Origin of the sequence: Streptomyces drozdowiczii, from assembly GCF_026167665.1 — a bacterium.
Lineage (GTDB): Bacteria > Actinomycetota > Actinomycetes > Streptomycetales > Streptomycetaceae > Streptomyces > Streptomyces drozdowiczii_A.
Genome location: NZ_CP098740.1, coordinates 6,787,681 through 6,805,691, shown reverse-complemented (window position 1 = coordinate 6,805,691; position 18,011 = coordinate 6,787,681). Strand labels below are relative to the sequence as shown.

General features: G+C 72.9%; 15 protein-coding genes and 2 pseudogenes. 6 read left to right on the top strand and 11 right to left on the bottom strand.

The genetic code is table 11. From position 1 onward, the window contains the following. Positions 1-46: 46 nt before the first annotated feature. From NEH16_RS30805 to NEH16_RS30790, 4 genes and pseudogenes are all read right to left on the bottom strand, one after another. Positions 47-2,005, bottom strand: a complete 1,959-nt coding sequence (locus NEH16_RS30805) for an amylo-alpha-1,6-glucosidase (protein WP_265546375.1) — start codon at positions 2,003-2,005, stop codon at positions 47-49. After that, positions 2,002-3,376: pseudogene (locus NEH16_RS30800) on the bottom strand (MGH1-like glycoside hydrolase domain-containing protein). The gene NEH16_RS30805 and the pseudogene NEH16_RS30800 overlap by 4 nt, the downstream one beginning before the upstream one ends. Then, a complete protein-coding gene (locus NEH16_RS30795) occupies positions 3,373-4,173 on the bottom strand; it encodes a sugar phosphate isomerase/epimerase family protein (protein WP_265546373.1) in 801 nt (266 codons plus the stop codon). Before NEH16_RS30795 ends, NEH16_RS30800 begins: the two are co-directional and overlap by 4 nt. A 71-nt stretch (positions 4,174-4,244) precedes the next feature. Further along, positions 4,245-5,291, bottom strand: a complete 1,047-nt coding sequence (locus tag NEH16_RS30790) for a zinc-dependent alcohol dehydrogenase (protein ID WP_073969304.1) — start codon at positions 5,289-5,291, stop codon at positions 4,245-4,247. 136 nt (positions 5,292-5,427) lie between these two features. Here NEH16_RS30790 and NEH16_RS30785 point away from each other — a divergent pair. The 5 genes and pseudogenes from NEH16_RS30785 (at position 5,428) to NEH16_RS30765 (ending at position 10,989) form a co-directional block, all read left to right on the top strand. Then, positions 5,428-6,830 (top strand): annotated as a pseudogene (locus tag NEH16_RS30785) (ABC transporter substrate-binding protein). Between the two features lie 33 nt (positions 6,831-6,863). Next, a complete protein-coding gene (locus NEH16_RS30780) occupies positions 6,864-7,844 on the top strand; it encodes a carbohydrate ABC transporter permease (protein WP_073969302.1) in 981 nt (326 codons plus the stop codon). 113 nt (positions 7,845-7,957) lie between these two features. After that, complete coding sequence (locus tag NEH16_RS30775) at positions 7,958-8,785, top strand: carbohydrate ABC transporter permease (protein ID WP_073969373.1); 828 nt, start codon at positions 7,958-7,960, stop codon at positions 8,783-8,785. A gap of 17 nt (positions 8,786-8,802) precedes the next feature. Continuing rightward, complete coding sequence (locus tag NEH16_RS30770; protein ID WP_265546372.1) at positions 8,803-10,017, top strand: ROK family transcriptional regulator; 1,215 nt, start codon at positions 8,803-8,805, stop codon at positions 10,015-10,017. Positions 10,018-10,140: 123 nt separating this feature from the next. Further along, on the top strand, positions 10,141-10,989 hold the full coding sequence (locus NEH16_RS30765; protein ID WP_265546370.1) for a Gfo/Idh/MocA family protein: 849 nt from the start codon (positions 10,141-10,143) through the stop codon (positions 10,987-10,989). Between the two features lie 40 nt (positions 10,990-11,029). Here NEH16_RS30765 and NEH16_RS30760 read toward each other — a convergent pair whose 3' ends face one another. Both NEH16_RS30760 and NEH16_RS30755 read right to left on the bottom strand, forming a co-directional pair. Then, entirely contained in the window at positions 11,030-11,473 is a 444-nt protein-coding gene (locus tag NEH16_RS30760) for a DUF2267 domain-containing protein (protein WP_073969299.1), read from the bottom strand. A 125-nt stretch (positions 11,474-11,598) separates the two neighbouring features. After that, complete coding sequence (locus tag NEH16_RS30755) at positions 11,599-12,030, bottom strand: Hsp20/alpha crystallin family protein (RefSeq protein ID WP_073969298.1); 432 nt, start codon at positions 12,028-12,030, stop codon at positions 11,599-11,601. Between the two features lie 124 nt (positions 12,031-12,154). Here NEH16_RS30755 and NEH16_RS30750 point away from each other — a divergent pair, with 124 nt between their 5' ends. Next, positions 12,155-12,778, top strand: coding sequence for a type III effector protein (locus tag NEH16_RS30750; protein WP_265546368.1), 624 nt, complete (start codon positions 12,155-12,157; stop codon positions 12,776-12,778). Here NEH16_RS30750 and NEH16_RS30745 read toward each other — a convergent pair. Genes NEH16_RS30745 through NEH16_RS30725 form a run of 5 tightly spaced genes read right to left on the bottom strand, consistent with a single transcriptional unit; the run spans position 12,765 to position 17,986 of the window. Next, positions 12,765-14,435, bottom strand: a complete 1,671-nt coding sequence (locus NEH16_RS30745; RefSeq protein ID WP_265546365.1) for a glycoside hydrolase family 13 protein — start codon at positions 14,433-14,435, stop codon at positions 12,765-12,767. The two genes, NEH16_RS30750 and NEH16_RS30745, sit on opposite strands and share 14 nt — an antisense overlap. After that, positions 14,432-15,103: a class II aldolase/adducin family protein gene (locus NEH16_RS30740; RefSeq protein ID WP_265546363.1), complete on the bottom strand. Its 672-nt coding sequence runs from the start codon at positions 15,101-15,103 to the stop codon at positions 14,432-14,434. Before NEH16_RS30740 ends, NEH16_RS30745 begins: the two co-directional genes overlap by 4 nt. Further along, on the bottom strand, positions 15,100-16,344 hold the full coding sequence (otnK, locus tag NEH16_RS30735; RefSeq protein ID WP_265546362.1) for a 3-oxo-tetronate kinase: 1,245 nt from the start codon (positions 16,342-16,344) through the stop codon (positions 15,100-15,102). The genes NEH16_RS30740 and otnK overlap by 4 nt, the downstream gene beginning before the upstream one ends. Further along, on the bottom strand, positions 16,341-17,033 hold the full coding sequence (locus NEH16_RS30730; RefSeq protein ID WP_265546361.1) for an aspartate/glutamate racemase family protein: 693 nt from the start codon (positions 17,031-17,033) through the stop codon (positions 16,341-16,343). Before NEH16_RS30730 ends, otnK begins: the two co-directional genes overlap by 4 nt. Then, positions 17,030-17,986: a hypothetical protein gene (locus NEH16_RS30725; RefSeq protein ID WP_265546359.1), complete on the bottom strand. Its 957-nt coding sequence runs from the start codon at positions 17,984-17,986 to the stop codon at positions 17,030-17,032. Before NEH16_RS30725 ends, NEH16_RS30730 begins: the two co-directional genes overlap by 4 nt. Positions 17,987-18,011 lie beyond the last annotated feature (25 nt).

Here is an 18,011-nt window from a genome sequence, read left to right as displayed (position 1 = left end):
CGGGGCCGCTCCCGCCTCGTGGACGACTCCGAAGAGGCAGCGCTGGTCAGTGCTCCGTCTCCCGTAGGGCCGTGAGCACGGCCAGCGGTGTCGCGGCCGCCCACGCCTGCGGTGAGCAGGAGTGGGGGTACGGCACCGGTCGGGGGTGCTGGGAGCGCGCGTAGCCCGCCATCACCTCCGGGAGTCGGTGGCCGTGGTGGGCCGACGCTTCCAGCAGGCCGAGGGCGACCTTGCGTGTCTCCTCCTTCAGGCCGCACCGCGCCAGCCCGAGCAGGATGACCGCGTTGTCGTGCGGCCAGCAGGTGCCCCGGTGGTACGAGAGCGGGTGGTAGCCGGGCCGGCCGGATGCCAGGGTGCGGATGGCCCAGCCCGAGAAGAAGTCCGGCTCCAGCAGGCGTCGGCCCACGCGCTCCGCGTGTGGCGCGTCCAGGATGCCGGACCACAGCAGATGGCCCGCGTCCGAGGCCAGCGAGTCGACCTGGCGGCCCCGGCCGTCCAGGGCCAGCGCCGGGAAGTCGGGGCCGGGCATCCAGAAGTCCCGCAGGAACCTCTCCCGCAGGTCGGCGGCAGCGCTGTCGAGGCGGTCGGCGTACGCGGCGTCGCCCCACACCGAGCGGGCCAGCCGCGCGGTGCGCACCAGCGCATCGTAGGCGTACCCCTGCGCCTCCGCGACGGCGATCGGGCCCTCGGCCTGGGAGCCGTCCAGGAAGCAGATCGCGCCCTCGGAGTCCTTCCAGTTCTGGTTCACCAGGCCCTTGGGGTCGGGCGAGTAGACCAGGTAGCCGGACTCGTCCAGGCCGCCGTCGCGGAACATCCAGGACACCGCGGCCCGCGCCTGGTCTTCGAGGCGGGTCGCGAGGGTGCGGTCGCCGGTGGTCTCCGTATAGCTGTCCAGGAGGACCGGGAAGAGCGGGGTGGCGTCGACCGAGCCGTAGTAGCGGCCGTACGGGACCTGGCGGAAGTGGGCCAGTTCGCCGTGCCGGATCTCGTGGACGATGCGGCCCGGCTGTTCTCCCCGGTCCGCGTCGTACGCCGTGCCCTGGGTCGCCGCGAGGGCGCGCAGGGTGCCCTCCGCCAGTTCGGGCCGGTAGGGCAGCGCGAAGAGGGAGGTGAAGAGCGAGTCCCGGCCGAAGAGCGTGAGGAACCAGGGGATTCCCGCCGCGGGCACCAGGACGCGTTCGCCGTCCGGGCCGTTGGCCGGAACACGCAGCGCCGCCAGGTCGCTCAGCCCGCGTGCGCACGCGTCGGCCAGGCCCTCGGGTGCCCCGGCGGGGATGGGCAACGGAGACGCCGTGAAGGCCGCCGTGTCCGCCGCGTGCTCCGCGACGGCCTCGGCCGGGGTGCGGACGGCGGCCGGAGCGGGTGCGCCGTGGGCGAACGCCGTGACGGTGAGCAGGAGTTCGGCCGCGCCGTGGGAGGGCAGCTCCAGATGCCAGTCCAGCCGGTGGGCGGTGTCCGGTGCGCGCACCGGCCGGATCGCAGCCGGGGCGGGGGACGACCGGACGGTCGTACGCGACCGCCATGCGCCTCGCTCGTACGTGAAGGTGACTCCGTCCCCGTCCGTGCTCGCGGTGCGCCGGGCGCCGTCCTTCTCGTACCGGCGCTTGTCGGACCGCAGCTCGAACTGGTCCGCGAAGTCGGCGTCCGCGGTCAGGGAGAGGACCGCCTCGACGGGCACCGGGCGGTTGTTGACCAGTCGCAGAGACTCCGTCAGCACACCGGCGGAGACGGCCTGTTCGCAGAAGACGGTGTACGCGGCCGGCTCGTCCCGGGTGCCCGGCGGTGTGAGGACGCAGAGGGCGGACGCTTCACCGGACGACGGCACCAGTACCTCCGGCGCGGCCCCGTCGACGGTCAGGGTCCATCGGCTCAGATGCCGGGCGTCGCGGTGGAAGAGTCCGTCGGGGGAGGTTCCGCGGCGGCCTCTGACACCGCCGTCGGGTCCGAGGACGGCGAAGGTGCCCGCGTGGACCAGGGTGGTGTCCGGTCCGGGAGCGCCGTTCATGTGCGTACTCCGATCGATAGCGCGTCCGGGGAAGCGGGCTCGTCCGCCAGCAGGTCGAGGGTGAGGGCCGCGGTCCAGCCGAAGGCGCGGGTGCCGCGGGCCTCGGCCGTGAAGGGGTCCACATACTCCGCGAAGGAGCTGGTGCCCGCCGCGTCGAGCATGGCCGCCCGGAGCACGGCCGCCTCACGGGTCTGGCCGTACTGGCGCAGCCCCCGCTCCAGCAGCCAGCTGGTGTTGAACCAGGCGGGGCCGCGCCAGTAGCGCGACGGGTCGAAGGCGTGCCCGGTGAGGTCGTACGAGGGTGCCATAGGGATCCGGCCGAGCAGGAACCCGCTCCCCCGGGCCGTGGCGAGCAGGGTGTCGGCGGTGTCCCGGGGGAGGCCGGGGACGATGAGCGGGACGAGCCCCGCGACGCTGCGCTCGGGATCAGTTCGTCGGCGACCAGGTCCCGGGCGAGGAACATGCCGTCGGCGCGCGACCAGAGCCGCTCCACCAGGGCGTCGGTCAGGCGGGCCGCCCGCTCCTCGTGGGGGCGGGGTCCGCGCCGGTTTCGGCGGCGATCCGGGCCAGGGCGTGTTCCGAGACGATGAGCAGCGCGTTGACGCAGGGGTCCTCGACGGCGAAGGCGTGTGTGCCTCGCGCGTCCGCGTAGCCGCTGTCCCGGTAGTCGGTGGCGAGCCGGACGTACCGGCCGTAGTCCAGGTCGGTGGGGCGTTCCGCGGCCTGCCCGTGGGCGAGGTCGGCGCGCCGGTACGAACCGGGGGCGGCCGGTTCGACGCGCTGCAACGGGCCGTCCCAGCAGGGGCTGTTGTCCATGCCGGGCTCCCACGGGTGCACCATGGCCGCCAGGCCGCCGCCTCCGAGGTCGCGGCGGTCCGTGAGGTAGTCGTGCCAGGCCACCAGCCGGTCGTACAGCCGGGGCAGGAAGCGGCGGCTGCGGGAGGTCTCCGGGTCGGCCCGGTGGACGAGCCAGGCGGCGAGCGCGTGGACCGGGGGCTGGACGATGCCGGAGGTCTCGGTGCCCGCCGGGGCTCCGGAGGGGGCGCCGGCGGTGGAGGAGCGCCAGAAGTCGGGGCTGGGGAAGTAGGCGTCGAGGGGTACCTCGGGGCTGAACACGATGTGGGGGACGCGGCCGTCGGCCCACTGGGCGCCCAGCAGGCTCTCCAGCTCGCGCTGGGCCCGTCGCACCGAGAGATGGCGCAGTCCGATCGCGATGAAGGCCGAGTCCCAGCTCCACTGGTGCGGGTACAGGCCGTGCGACGGGACGGTGGAGGAGCCGGTCCAGTTGGTGAGGAGTACCCGTGCCGCGCCGCGCCGAAGGGTCAGGTCGTCGGCGGCGGCGGGCACGGGGGTTTCGAGCAGCGAGGTCACGCGCCGGACCTCCGGAGGAAGGACGGGATGGACCGGACGGCCGCGAGGGGGTCGCCGGTCAGCCGGCACTCGGCGGCGAGGTAGCCGTCGTAGCCGATGCTGTGCAGCGCCCCGATCCAGGCCGGCCAGTCGAGGTGTCCGGCGCCCGGCTGGAACCGGTTGGAGTCGCTGACCTGGGCGTGGCCGATGTACGGGGCGGCCGCCAGGATCGAGGCCGAGGGGTCGGCCTCCTCGATGTTCATGTGGTAGCTGTCGATGCCGATGCGGACGGAGTCCAGGCCGACCGCGCGGATCAGGTCGACGGCCTGGTCCAGCCGGTTGACCATGTGGTCCTCGTACCGGTTGAGCGATTCCAGGTAGAGGGTGACGCCCTCCTGGCGGGCGTGCTCGCCCAGCTCGGTCAGACCGGCCAGCAGCACCTCGCGGTCCTGCTCCTCGGTGCGCGGCGGCTCGAAGGGCGGGAGCCTGCGCGAGAACATGCCGTACGACGCGGGGGTCTGCACGCCGAGCGCGCCGATCTCGGCGGCGACGGAGAGCTGCGACTTCATCTGCTCGATCGCGTCGCGGCGCAGGTCGTCGTCGAAGGCGGCGAAGAAGTGCAGCATCTCGACGCAGACGGTCGGCATGACCACGCCGTCGGCGAGGGCCTGCTTCAGCTCGGGCAGCCGGTCACGGAAGTGGAAGTCGCCCTTGGACCGCAGTTCCACGGCGTCGTAGCCGGCGTCCTGGGCGAAGGCCCACTTCTCCTGGAGCGTGTCGCCGGGGAGGAGCTGTTCCTGGCAGGCGGTTTTCAGCATGGGATGCCTTTCGGCGCCGGGTGGAGGGCGCTCGGGGTTCTGGGGGGGTGGGGTCGGGGGCGTACGCCGGTTCAGAACTCCAGGACGACCTGGAGGGCGTCGGCGGGCTTCTCGTCGAGCAGCACGTAGGCGTCGGCGGCGTCGGCCGCCGGGACGACATGGCTGACCAGGGACTCCACATCGACCTGGCCTTCGGCGACCAGCGACAGGAAGGTCTGCTGGAGCCGCTCGACGGTCCAGCGGCCCGCGAGCTGCGGGGGGACCCCGCCGATCTGGGAGCAGATCAGCTGTACCCGGTTGTGGTGGAACTCGTCGCCGAGGCGCAGCCCCGCGCCGTCGCCCTGGTAGAAGCCGGACGCCACGACCCGGCCGCCGACGGTGACCGAGCGGACGGCCTCGTGCAGGGCCGGGTAGACCCCGCTGATCTCGATGGCGACATCGGCGCCCGCTCCCCCGGTGGCCTCCCGGATGCGTTCGGCGACGCTCTCGGTGCGGGCGTTGAGGGTGTGGCGCGCGCCGTAGGCCCGGGCTGTCTCGAGCCGGCCGTCGAGCGCGTCGACCGCGGTGACGCGGGCGCCGTTGAGCTGGGCGAGGCGGGTGGTGAGCAGGCCGATGACGCCCTGGCCGAAGACGGCGACGTCCTCGGCGAGGTGGATGTCGGCGGCCAGGATCGCGTTGTACGCGATGGCGCCGACCCGGGCGAAGGCCCCGGCGAGCGGTTCGAGACCGGCGGGCAGGGTGTGGCCGACCATGCGCTCGGCCGGGACGATGCCCTCGCTGCGGTGGCCCCAGATGCCCCAGACCAGGTCGCCCACGGTCGGCATGCCGGGCGTGCCGACGAGTTCCGGGGAGACCTCGGTGACCTCGCCGACCTCGGAGTAGCCCCAGCCGGCCACCGGGTACTCGATCCCGGCGGCCCCGTCGCGGAAGATCCGGGCCTCGGCGTCCCAGGTGCGCGTGAGGTAGGGGTTCGTCCCGCGATAGGCGGTGAGTTCCGTTCCTGCCGAAATGCCGGAGTAGCGGGTGCGGACCCGCAGATGCCCGGCGGGCAGCGGAGCGCTCTCGTGCTCGGCGACTTCGACCTGACGGGGGCCGGTGAACTGGACGACGCGTTCCACGGGGAGCTCCGGTAGCGCTTGGAGGGGTGTTGCTCGCTGACTTCCGTCGAAGATATCTCAGAGTTATGTCTTGTCAACACGCAAAAGTAATGCTGAGATGCGTGAGGTAAGTGCGTAAGTGGCGTGAGGACAGAGCATGGTGATGAAGACCCGACGGTCGAGGGTGACCCTGTTCGGGCTCGCCGCGACCCTGGCCGGGGGCCTGCTGGCCGGCTGCTCCGGCAGCTCGGGCGCGGAGCGGCCCGACAACAGGATCACGGTGTGGTCGCAGGAGAACCTGCCGCCGCGGATGGCGGCGACCAGAAAGGTCATCAGCCGCTTCGAGAAGGAGAGCGGTGTCAAGGTCGACCTCGTCGGGGTCGACGAGGCACAGCTGCCGCAGCTGATCATGTCCGCGGCGGCGGCCGGCAAGCTCCCCGATGTCATCGGAGCGGTCCCGATGGGCCAGGTCTGGCAGATGTACGGCAACGGCCTGCTCAACACCGAGGTCGCGAACCGCATCGTGAAGGACCTGAGGCCGGACACGTTCAACAGCAACGCGCTCGCGCTCACCTCCGACGGGGGCACCCGGCTCGGCGTCCCCTCCGACGCCTGGCTCCAGATCCTCGTCTACCGCAAGGACCTGTTCGCCAAGGCCGGGCTCGACGCGCCGGACGACTACCGAAGCGCCCTGAAGGCCGCCGCCGCGCTCGACAAGGGCGGCCGGGACGGCATCTCGCTGGCCACCGACCCCTCGGACGTCTTCACCCAGCAGAGCTTCGAGGACCTCGCCCTGGCCAACGGCTGCCAGCTGGTCGACGAGGCGGGCAAGCCCGCCCTCGACTCCCCCGCGTGCCGCACGGCCTTCAAGGCGTACGACACCCTCGCCCGCGAGCACGGGGCGCCCGGCACCCAGAGCGTGGACACCACCCGCGCCACCTACTTCGCCGGCAAGTCCTCGATGATGGTCTGGTCGTCCTTCCTGCTCGACGAGCTGGCGGGGCTGCGCTCCGACGCGCTGCCCAGCTGCCCGGAGTGCAAGAAGGACCCCAAGTTCCTCGCCCGCAACACCGGGGTCGTCACCGCGCTGAAGGGGCCCGACGGCAAGGAACCCGCGCAGTTCGGCGAGATCACGTCATGGGCGGTCACCAGGACCGCCGAGACGGGGGCCTCCCGGAAGTTCATCGAGTACATGATGGGCAAGGGGTACGCCGACTGGTTCGGCATGGCCCCGGAGGGCAAGCTCCCCGTCCGCACCGGTACGGCACAGAAGCCCGGCTCCTTCGAGCAGGACTGGCGCGCCAGCGTCATGGGCGTCGACCACCGCGAATCCATGCAGAAGGCGTACCCCCGGCCCTGCTGGACCAGCTCGTCAAGGGCGTCGGCGGCATGCAGCGGTGGGGCCTCACCCAAGGGCAGGGCACCCTCGTCGGTGCCACGAACGGCGAGCTCCCCGTCGCCAAGGCCATCGGCGCGATGACCAGCGGCCAGCTGTCGCCCGACCGGGCCGCCGAGGAGGCCGACGAAGAAGTGACCGCCCTCCAGAAGTCCCTCCAGTAGCCCTACGCCGCTCCCCCACGAGGTAACCGTCCCATGAGCACAATCACGAGCGGCGCGAAGAAGCGCCGCGTCCCATCGCAGAGTTCGAGCAGGCGGGAGAACCGCGCGGGGCTCGCCTTCGTGACCCCCACCTTCCTCGTGGTCCTGGTCGTGGTGATCCTGCCGATCCTGTGGACCGTCCTGCTCGCCTTCCAGAACGCCAAGCTGGTGAACATCCAGGAGAACGGCCTCTTCGGCCGCTGGACCCTGGACAACTTCTCCCAGGTCTTCGGCTCCCCCGGCTTCTGGAGCAGCCTCGGCACCACCCTCCTCTACACCGTCGGCGCCACCGCCGGCTCCGTCGTCCTCGGGCTGGTCGCCGCCCTCGCCCTGCGCAAGCCCTTCCGTGGGCGGGGCGTGCTGCGCGCCGCCATGCTGCTGCCGTACGTCGCGCCCGTCGTCGCGGTCTCCTTCGTCTGGGAGGTCGCGCTCAGCCCGCAGTACGGCATCGTGAACGAGTGGGGCCGCAAGCTCTTCGGGTGGGACGACCCCATCGCCTTCCTCTCCACCAGGTCCTACGAAGTAGGTTTCCTGGGCGTCCACTTCGACATCCCGCTGGCGCTGCTCACCGTCATCGCCTTCGAGACCTGGCGCTACTTCCCGTTCGCCTTCCTCTTCATGCTCGCCCGCCTCCAGGCGGTACCGGCCGGCCTGGAGGAGGCCGCGGAGGTCGACGGCGCCACGCTCTCCCAGCGCTTCCGGCACATCCTGCTGCCGCAGCTCATGCCCGTCATCGCCCTGCTGTCCGTCCTGCGCTTCATCATGACGTTCAACAAGTTCGACGACATCTACCTGCTCACCGGCGGCGGTTCCGGCACGGACGTGGTGGCGGTGCGCGTCTACGACTTCCTCACCTCGCGCTTCGACGTGGGGGCCGCGTCCGCACAGGCCCTCGTCCTCGCCGTCGTACTCATGGCCCTCCTGGGCATCTACTTCAAGTTCTTCGGCAAGAAGATGCAGGAGGAATCGGCATGACCACCGCCCCCACCCTCACCCGCGACCGCACGGAGCGCACCGGCCGCCCGCTGCCCGCGCCACGGCGGAACCGGCTCACCCGGGCCCAGTTCGAGGAACGGTTCTTCGGCGTCATGCGCTGGGTGGTGATCGTCTTCCTCGCCGCGATCACGATCGTGCCCTTCTACTACATGCTGATGCTGTCGGTGAAGCCCATCGACGCGCTGCTCCTCGACCCGGGCAACCTCTGGGTATCGGCGAAGGACTTCACGCTCGACACGTACGAGAGCGTCCTCAAGTCCTCGGAGGACGGCGGCCAGGGCTTCCTCGGCATGCTGGTCAACTCCGCGCTCGTCGCCGTCGCCACGGTCCTGCTCACCCTCGCCGCCGCCGTACCGGGCGCGTACGCCGTCAGCCGGCTGAAGTTCTTCGGCAACCGCCAGGTCAGCGCACTCTTCCTGGCCGTCTATCTCTTCCCCGCCACGCTGCTGGCCGTGCCGCTGTTCGTCATGTTCGCGAAGATGGGGCTGTCGGGAAGTCTGGTCGGGCTCGCCATCGTCTACATCGCACAGACCGTGCCGGTCTCGATCTACATGCTGAAGAACTACTTCGTCACCATCCCCTTCAGCATCGAGGAGGCCGCGGCGATCGACGGGGCGTCACGGCTCCAGACCGTACGCAAGATCATCCTGCCGCTCGCCCTGCCGACCCTGATGGCCACCGGGCTGTACGTCTTCATGATCGCCTGGAACGAATTCCTGTTCGCCCTCCTCTTCCTGGCGGCCGACCCCGACCGGTGGACGGTCTCGCTCGGCCTCCAGCAACTGGCCAACGGCATCGAGGTGTCCAAGACGGTGCTGATGGCCGGATCGGTCGTGCTCACCATCCCTGTGGTACTCCTGTTCTTCTCCGCCGAACGGCTCCTCACCGAGGGCCTGACCAGCGGTGCGGACAAGAGCTGAGGGTGAGGACCACGGGGATGGCACGGAACCAGGCCGGCGCGGGACATCTGCTGCAGCTCATCCGCAGCGGCGAGGCCACCACGCGCGGCGAGCTCCAGCAGGCGACCGGCCTGTCCCGCTCCACGGTGGGACACCGGCTCGACCAGCTCTTCGGAGCGGGGTGGCTGCGCGGCGCGACCGGCACCTCCACCGGCGGACGCCCCTCCGCCCGGCTGGAGTTCGACCCCGGGCACGCCGTCGTGCTCGTGGCGGACCTGGAGACCCGGCACGCCCGCGTCGCCGTACTCGACCTGGCCGGCACCGTCCTGGCCGAACACACCGGGGCCCTCGTCATCGCCGACGGCCCCGACATCGCCCTGGACCGGCTGGCACGCTGGTTCGGCCCGCTGCTCGCCGAGGCGGGCGTGGGGGCCGAGCGGGTGTGCGGCATAGGGCTCTCCGTACCGGGGCCGGTCGACTGGGAGACCGCCCGGATCGTCCAGCCCCCGATCATGCCCGGCTGGGACAGCTTCCCCGTACGGGAACGGCTGCGCGAAGCATGGGCCGAGCACGTCGGGCCGATGCCGACCGAGGGGCCGCTGCCCGTGTTCGTCGACAACGACGCCAACCTGATGGCCCTGGCCGAACAGCGGGCAGGCCACCCGGACTGCAGCGCCTTCGTCCTGGTCAAGGCGTCCACGGGGATCGGCGCCGGCGTCGTCGTCAAGGGCGAGGTCTACCGGGGCATCGACGGCGGAGCGGGCGACATCGGCCATATCCGGCTGCACGACCGTCCCGACGCCCTGTGCATGTGCGGGTCCTACGGGTGCCTCGCCGCCGTCGCCAGCGGACGGTCCATCGCGAGCCAGCTCACCGCGTCCGGGGTGCCCACCGCCTCGGGGTCCGACGTGCGCGACCACCTCGCCGCCGGCCAGCCCGACGCCGTCCGGCTCGCCCGGGAGGCGGGGCAGCGCGTCGGCGAGGTCCTGGTCACGGTCGTCACCCTGCTCAACCCCGGCGTGCTGATGCTCAGCGGCGACCTCGCGGGAACCCCCTTCCTCACCGGCGTACGCGAACTCATCTACCAGCGCGCCATGCCCCGTACCACCGCACACCTCCAGGTCGTCACCTCCGAACTCGGCGACCGCGCCGCCCTGGTCGGAGCCGCCCGCATGGTGATCGACCACCTGTACGCCCCCGACCGCGCCGACGCCCGCCTCGCGGCTCTCGCCAGGAGCGCGAACGGCGTCTGAGACGGCCCGCGCCCCGGGACGCCCGGCGCGAACGCACCGCACCCGCACATCGACGGAGAGCACCATGTCCAGCACCACCCCCTGCCGCCCGCCTGGTCCCATGAACCTGTCCGCACCGGCCTCGTGGGCGCGGGCCCGTGGGCCCGCGCCATGCACGCCCGGATGCTGGCCGCCGGGCCGGAGACGGTGCTCGCGGGGGTCTGGGCCCGCCGCCCGGAAGCGGCGGCCGAGGTCGCCGCACCCTACGGGGCGCCGGTGGCGGGCTCCTTCGAGGAACTCCTCGACACCTGCGAGGCGATCGCCTTCGCCGTACCGCCCGCCGTGCAGGCCGCCCTCGCCCCACGCGCCGCCGCCGCGGGCCGCGCCCTCCTCCTGGAGAAGCCGCTGGGCGCCGACCTCGACACCGCACACGCGGTCGCGGACGCCGTCGCCGAGCACGGGGTGATCTCCCAGCTCGTCCTGACGAAGCGCTACCACCCGGTCACCCGCGCCTTCTTCGCCGAGGCCGCCGGGCACCAGGTGACGGGAGCCCGCTCCTGCTATCTGCACGGGGCCTTCCTCGGCGGGGAGTTCGCCACCTCCTGGCGGCTGGAGCACGGCGCCCTGCTCGACCTCGGCCCGCACCTCCTCGACATCCTGGACACCGCGGTCGCGCCCATCGCCTCCGTACGGGCCACCGGCGACCCGCGCCGATGGGTCGAGCTGACCTGCGAGCACGAGAACGGCGCCGTCAGCCAGGCGTCCCTCTCCGGAAGCGTGCGACTGCCCCGGGCGAGGACCCGGGTCGAGCTGTTCGGCCCCGACGAGGAACTGGTCTACGACACTGCCGGCATCGACCACGAGGAGTGCTGGCCCGTCCTGCGGCGCGAGTTCGCCACCGCGATCCGCACCGGCGTCGGGACCGGCATCGACGCGGCGCACGGCCTGAGCCTCCAGAGGCTCCTCGACATGGCCGCCCGTACGACCGGGTGACCCGGCTGCCGGCTCCCGGGCAGGAGCGGGCCACTTGTGATTACGCGGCCCGGGCGAGTTCGGCGCGGCCGAAGAGCAGCGCGTAGCCGGCGGGGAGCTGGTCGAGGACGCGGGTGATCAGGTCGGGGCCCGCGTGGGCGGCGACGGCCGAGAAGACGGATCCGGTGTCCCAGCGGGTGGGGGCCAGGGGGGCGCCGGAGCGGGTGGCCAGGTCCTTGACGAACGCCCAGCCGGTCAGCGGCTGGAGGCCGGGGACCTGCGCGGTCAGGACCCGCGCGGCCTCCGTGGGCAGGCAGGCGGCCAGGTCCACGCGTTCGTCGCCGGTCAGCTGGCGCCCCAACCCCGCGAGGACCAGGCGGACTGCTTCCTCGGCGCGCTCGCGGGTGGGGTAGGCGCCTTCGTAGCGGACTTTCTCCAGCAGTTGTTCGTACGCCGTCGAGTACTGCTGCTGGTGCCCGAGTGGTGCGCGTACGTCGGTGGTCACTGCGGTCTTTGCCTTTCTCGAAGCCGGAGTGGAGTGGTGCGTCGGGTCAGGTGGGGTGGCCGAAGAGGAGGCGGAGGGCGGAAGGGCCCGGTCGGGCCCCCGCCCTCCGCACGTACCGGGCGGCCTCAGCCGGAGATCTCCTGGCGTCCGGAGCCGACGCCGACCGCGATCTTGCGGGGCTTGGCGCGCTCGGCGATCGGGATGCGCAGGGTGAGGACCCCGGCGTCGTAGTGGGCCTGGATGCGCTCGGTGTCGAGGGTGTCGGCGAGCACGATCTGGCGGGAGAAGACGCCCAGCGGCCGCTCCGACAGCTCGACCTGTACGTCGTCGGACTTCGCCACCGGCCGGCGCTCGGCCTTGACGGTCAGCATGTTCCGCTCGACGTCGATGTCGATGGCGTCCGAGGCGACGCCGGGCAGATCGAACGCCACCACGTACTCGTCGCCCTCGCGATAGGCGTCCATCGGCATGACCGACGGCCTCGACCAGGTGCCCGGGCTCATCATCTGCTGTGCCAGCCGGTCCAGCTCACGGAACGGGTCAGTGCGCATCAACATGGAAAACACCTCCAGCGGGTTCAGGCAGTTGCTGCCAATGCGCCTCACTGGCACTGTTGTAACATGTCATCCAATGGATGACAACCAAGATGTCATCCGAACGATGACGAAGAAGGAGGGGCCCATGGCCGCGGCCGATCAGCCGTCCTCGCCGGGCACCGGAGCTGACGGTCCGGTGTCGTTCCTCGCCGCCGCGGCGGCTCTGCAAGCCATCGACGATGCGCTGCGCGAGGCCCGGCACGGAGCCGCCGACACCCCTGCGCCCGGTCCGGAGCAGGCATTGGCCTCCTTGTCGCTGCTGCGACAGGTGCGCGAGCAACTCGCCGGGTGGGAGACCGGTCTGATCGAAACGGCCCGCGACGCCGGGGCGAGCTGGGCGGACCTCGCCCCTCCGCTGGGCGTCGCCAGTCGCCAGGCCGCCGAGCGCCGCTACCTGAGGGGCCGCCCGGGCCCGGCGGGTACGACCGGCGAGCAGCGGGTCCAGGCCACGCGCCAGGCCCGGGCGGCCGGCCGCGACTCCGCCGCCTGGGCCCGACGCAACGCGGCCGACCTGCGCCGCCTCGCCGGCCAGATCATCGCGCTCACCGATCTTCCGCCCGCCGCCCATCGGCCTGTCGGTGAACTCCGCGCGGCCCTGGCCCACGACGACCCCGCCGACCTGATCGCCCCGTTGGCCGCCACTCGCCACCACCTGACCGGTACGCATGGCGACCTGGCCGCCCAGACCGACGACCTCACTCCTCCCTGACGTCCGTCAGCCAGGCCGCCTCGTCCGGGAGCAGTGCGTCCTGGGGCGCGTCGGCGAGGGTGCTGGTGAGCAGGGGGGAGTGGTCGGTCGGGAGCCTCATGGGCCCGTGGGAGAGATTCACTACGCAGCGCAGGTTTCCGGCGTGGAAGTCGAGGATTCCCGGAGCGCTCCCGCCCTGCCAGCGCAAGGGTGCGTCGGTACCGGTGCCGGCGCTCATGTACGTGCGCCGCAGGGCCAGTGCCCGCCGGTACAGCGCCAGCATGCTGTCCGGGTCGCGGCGTTGCGCCTCGACGCTCAGGGGCCGGTACGAGGCCGGCTGCGGGAGCCACGCGGGGCCGGGGCCGAAGCCGAGCGAGGGACCGGTGGTGGCCCAGGGCAGGGGGACCCGGCAGCCGTCCCTGCCCTTGCGGCGTCCGCGTGACCGGTCGTGCACCGGGTCCTGGAGGACGTCCGCGGGCAGGTCGGCGGCCTCCGGCAGACCCAGCTCCTCGCCCTGGTAGAGGTACGCGGCGCCGGGCAGGGCCAGGAGGAGCAGTGCGGCGGCGCGGGCCCGGCGGGCGGCGCGACCGGGGTCGACGGAGGGGGCCCGCCCGTCGGTGAGGAGCCAGTCGTCGGGGTCGACGCCGGGGGGCAGGGCGAGCCGGGAGGCGTGCCGTACGACGTCGTGGTTGGAGAGCACCCAGGTGGGGGCCGCGCCGGTGCCGGCGGCCAGGGCGAGGGATCGGTCGATCGTGGCGCGCAGGGCGTCGGCCTGCCACGGCGTGTTCAGGAAGTCGAAGTTGAACGCCTGGTGCAGCTCGTCGGGGCGGGTGTAGAGGGCTCGGCGGTCGAGCGCCGCCCAGGATTCGGCCACGGTGGCGCGCGGCGGGGTGTAGGCGTCGGTGACGCGGCGGAATCCGCGGAGCAGGCCGTGGACGTCCTCGCGGTCCCAGAACGGGTGGTCACCCTGCCAGCCGTCGCCGACGATGCGGTGGTGCACCTGGGCGGGGCCGAGGTCGCGCAGGGGGTCGGCCAGGTCCTTGGCCATGCCGTGGGCGACGTCGAAGCGGAATCCGTCGACGCCCCGGTCGAGCCAGAAGCGCAGGATGTCCTCGAAGTCGGCGCGTACCTCGGGGTGGCTCCAGTCGAGGTCCGGCTGGTGGGGGCCGAACAGGTGCAGGTACCACTGGCCGTCCGGAACCCGGCGCCAGGCGGGGCCGCCGAACACGGACTGCCAGTCGGTGGGTGGGGCGGTGCCGTCACCTCTGCCGTCGCGGAAGACGTAACGGGAGCGGGCCCCGCTGCCCGGAGGTGCGGTCAACGCCTTCCTGAACCAGGCATGTTGGTCGGAGGTGTGGTTGGGCACGATGTCGATGATCACGCGCAGGCCCAGCTCGTGGGCGCGCCTGATGAGGTCGTCCGCGTCATCGAGGGTGCCGAAGCGCGGGTCGACGGCGCGGTGGTCGGCGACGTCATAGCCCCCGTCGTGCATGGGCGAGCGGTAGAACGGGGTGATCCACACGGCATCGGCCCCGAGGTCCGCGATGTACGGCAGCCGGGCGGTGATGCCCGGGAGGTCGCCGAGGCCGTCGCCGTCGCTGTCGCTGAAACTGCGGACGTAGATCTGGTAGACGACAGCGGTGCGCCACCACTGGTCGGTGGTCCGGGTCGTGCTCATACGGGGTCCTCGGTGGGCTGTTCGGCGGTCCGGCGGGTCCGGGCGGTGAGGTGGGCCCGCTGGGCGGGGGTCAGGGTGCGGACGCGGGGTGCGGGCGCGAGGGCGAACTGGAGGCGGCTCGCCTCTTCGAGTTCGACCGCCCTGCCGACGGCCTCGTCGAGGTCCCGGCCGACGGCGACCGGCCCGTGCTGGGCGAGCAGGAAGGCGGCGGTGTCCTCGGGCAGGTGTCCGACGCCGTCGGCCAGTTCGGGCGTGCCGGGGTGGGCGTATGGGAGGAGGGGCACGCGGCCCAGGCGCATGACGGCGTACGGGGTGAAGGGGATGAGCGCGTCGTCCGGGTCGTCGGGTTCGGTGCAGGCGAGGGCGACCGCGTAGGTGGAGTGCAGGTGGACAACGGCGGCTGCCCCGGCGAGGCGGTCGTGGACGGCCAGGTGGAGGGGCACCTCCTTGGTCGGTGGCGGCCCCTTCCGGACGCGGCCGCCGCTGTCCAGCAGGCTCAGGCCGCTCGCCTCCAGTGCGGCGAGGGGACGGCCGGTCGGGGTGGCGAGGATGCCGTCGGCGGTGCGGAGGCTGAGGTTGCCCGAGGTCCCGGGGCTCAGGCCGAGCGCGGCGAGGTGGCGGCCCGCGGCGGCGAGCGCGGCCGCGGGGTCGGTGTGCGGGCCGGTCACAGGTGGTCCTCCGCCGTCGTGAACAGGTCCTCGGGTCCGAAGTTGCCTGATTTCAGGGCCAGGTTGAGGGGGCCGCCGCGGTGGTCGGCGCTCGTCCACGGGATGCCGGGGGCGATGGCGGGTCCGACGGTCAGGGCCCGGATGCCGAGTGCCGAGACGACGGCCCCGGACGTCTCGCCGCCTGCGACCAGGAGGCGCCGGACCCCTCCGGCGGTGAGGTCGCGCGCGCATGCGGCGAGGGTTTCCTCCAGCGCCGTGGCGACTCGTTCCGCGCCGAACTCCTTCTGGGCGTCGCGCACTTCTTCACGGTGGTCGGCGCTGTACACGAGGACGCCGTTGCCGGTGTCGAGGTGCGGCCGGGCCCAGGCCGCCAGGTGGCGGGCGGTGGCCGGCGGGTCGGCCACGGCATCCGCGACGGGCACTTTGCGGTGCGGCAGCAGGCGGCGGGCGTGGGCGGTCTGCGCGATCGTCGTCTCGGACACGCTTCCGGCGAGGACGGCGAGCGGGCCGGGTGCGGTGGGGATCGTGGCGGCGGCCGGTGCGGCGCCCGGCGGCAGGGCGAGGGCGAGACCGGACCCGCCGGTGACCAGCGGCAGTTCGCGGGCGCACTGTTCGACGGCGGCGAGGTCGGCGTCGTCGAGGGCGTCGGTGACCAGGACGCGGGCGCCGCCGACCGCGGTGAGCCGTTCGACGTGTGCCCGGGTCGCGGCGGCTCCGGCGCGCAGGACCGCATGGGGCAGCAGCCCGACCGGATGCCGGGTCTGCGCGCCGAGCACCCTCACCAGGTCCGGGTCGGTCATGGGCGTCAGCGGATGGTGACGCATACCGCTTTCGCTCAGCAGCCGGTCCCCGACGAAGAGGTGGCCCTGGTAGACCGTGCGGCCGTTGGCGGGGAAGGCCGGGCAGGCGATCGTCCAGGGTGCGCCCGTCGCGTCGAGCAGGGCGTCGATGACGGGCCCGATGTTGCCGCGCGGTGTCGAGTCGAACGTGGAGCAGTACTTGAACCAGAACCGCGTACACCCCTGCTCCCGCAGGGCGCGGTGGGCGTCGAGCGCGGCCCGGACCGCGTCGGCGGCGGGCACGGTGCGGGTCTTGAGGGCGACGACCACGGCGTCCGTTTCGGGCAGGGGGTCCACGGGCGCGCCGATGGTGATCACGGTGCGGCGGCCCGTGGCGACGAGGTTGCCCGCGAGGTCGGTGGCGCCGGTGAAGTCGTCCGCCATGCAGCCGAGTACGGTCATGAGCGGGCGGTCTCCTCGGGCCGGGCCTCCCCGTACAGGGAGGCGAGTTGCGCGACGCCGCTGCGCGGCGAGGTGAGCACCGGCACGCCGAGAGCGTCGTCCGGCAGCGCGGTGAGCGCAGCTGCCATCGATGCCTGGGCGAGGACGAGGACATCGTGGTCGGCGGCCAGACGGCGCGCTTCCTCGGCGATCAGGGCGTCGTGGCGGTCCTGGTCTCCGGCGGTCCGAGCGGCGTACGCGCCGGGGCAGACCGTGGTGTCGAGGGTGACCGGGGTGCCGGCCTCGGCCGCCTTGCGGGTGACGAGCCCGGCCGTGGGAGCGAGGGTCGAATCGAGCGTGGCGAGGACCGCGATGCGGATTCCGGTGCGGACGGCCGCTTCGGCCATCGGCTCGTCTACGCGCAGCACGGGCAGGGCGGTGAGCGCGCGGACCTCCTCGGCGGCGGGCCCCAGGGAGGAGCAGGTCACGAGCACCGCGTCGGCCCCGGCCGCCTCGGCGTGTGTGACGTACGCGGCGAGACGGGCGGTGGTACGGGGCAGCCGGCCGTGGGCGATCGTGTCGGCCAGGAGGCTTTCGTCCACGACGTGGTAGGGGTCGACGCCGGGGGCGAGTTCGGCGAGCAGGGGCGTGAACACCGCGGGCAGGGAGGCGACGGTGTGCACGAGGCACACACGGGGGCGGCGGCTCATGCGGTCACCGCCGCGGCGGCGGGCGCCTGCCACCAGGGGCGGCCGTGGGCGTCCACGATCTCACCGAGCCCGCGCAGCCGGTCGGTGCCGGGGCCGCGCAGTGCGGCATCGCGGTCGCCGGTCAGGGCGTCGGTCCACAGGGCGCGTCCGGCGAGGAATCCCGAGGCTCCGGCGCGGCAGGCCGCCTCCACGGCGGTGGGGAAGTCGGCGGGGGCGACGCCCTGGGACAGGACCACCCAGGGGACGTCGACCACGGCGTCGATGCGCTCGCACGCGGCGGTGAGCCGGGTGAGCGGGCCGGTGCCGCCGTCGGGGACCTGGCCCTTGTAGAGGGAGGGCCGCAGCGGCGCGAGTTCGCGGGCAGCCTCCACGATGGCGTCGTTGAGCCGGAAGGTGCCTGCGGCCTCTTCGGCGGGGGTGGGCCGGGCGACGGGTTCCAGGACGGAGGCCAGTCCGGCCGCTCGGCACAGGTCCACGAAGCGGGCAGCGAGGGCCACGCGTTCGTCGCGTCGGTCGTCGCGGCGCCAGATGACGAGGAGTTTCAGGCCGTGGGTGCCGTCGGCGGCGGCCGCCGCGGGGTCGATGTCCGGGTCCAGGGAGGTGTCTTCGACGGGCTGCCCGGGTTTTTGGTCGAGGGCGTCCACGGCGAGGATCGGGGCACAGCTCGCCGGGAGCACCTGCTCCGCGACGAGCCGGTGGTAGCCGTAGTGGCGGTCGATGAGGAGCGCGGAGGCGTACGGGCCGAGCGTGCGGGCGACGGCGAGCTTGAACTCGGTGAGGTCGTCGTCGGGGACACGGTCGCCGGGCACCCCGGCGCGTTCGGCCATCATCGTGCGCAGCGAGTCGCGCTGGTCGGCGGCGACCATCGCGAAGGTGCCGGTGGGGCGGGCGAGGCGGCACGGGGCGACGGAGCCCCCGGCGAGCTGGGCGGGGCGGTCGGCGCGCGTGGTCATGGTGGGGTCTCTCCGGTGTGTGCGT

Bases quoted from the DNA above. Each gene is read 5' to 3' on its own strand.
- NEH16_RS30805 (WP_265546375.1), bottom strand. From the start codon at position 2,005: ATGAACGGCGCTCCCGGACCGGACACCACCCTGGTCCACGCGGGCACC.
- NEH16_RS30775 (WP_073969373.1), top strand. From the start codon at position 7,958: ATGCGCTGGGTGGTGATCGTCTTCCTCGCCGCGATCACGATCGTGCCC.
- NEH16_RS30750 (WP_265546368.1), top strand. From the start codon at position 12,155: ATGGCCGCGGCCGATCAGCCGTCCTCGCCGGGCACCGGAGCTGACGGT.
- NEH16_RS30730 (WP_265546361.1), bottom strand. From the start codon at position 17,033: ATGAGCCGCCGCCCCCGTGTGTGCCTCGTGCACACCGTCGCCTCCCTG.
- NEH16_RS30725 (WP_265546359.1), bottom strand. From the start codon at position 17,986: ATGACCACGCGCGCCGACCGCCCCGCCCAGCTCGCCGGGGGCTCCGTC.
- NEH16_RS30745 (WP_265546365.1), bottom strand. From the start codon at position 14,435: ATGAGCACGACCCGGACCACCGACCAGTGGTGGCGCACCGCTGTCGTC.
- NEH16_RS30780 (WP_073969302.1), top strand. From the start codon at position 6,864: ATGAGCACAATCACGAGCGGCGCGAAGAAGCGCCGCGTCCCATCGCAG.
- NEH16_RS30795 (WP_265546373.1), bottom strand. From the start codon at position 4,173: ATGCTGAAAACCGCCTGCCAGGAACAGCTCCTCCCCGGCGACACGCTC.
- NEH16_RS30755 (WP_073969298.1), bottom strand. From the start codon at position 12,030: ATGTTGATGCGCACTGACCCGTTCCGTGAGCTGGACCGGCTGGCACAG.
- otnK (WP_265546362.1), bottom strand. From the start codon at position 16,344: ATGACCGTACTCGGCTGCATGGCGGACGACTTCACCGGCGCCACCGAC.
- NEH16_RS30770 (WP_265546372.1), top strand. From the start codon at position 8,803: ATGGCACGGAACCAGGCCGGCGCGGGACATCTGCTGCAGCTCATCCGC.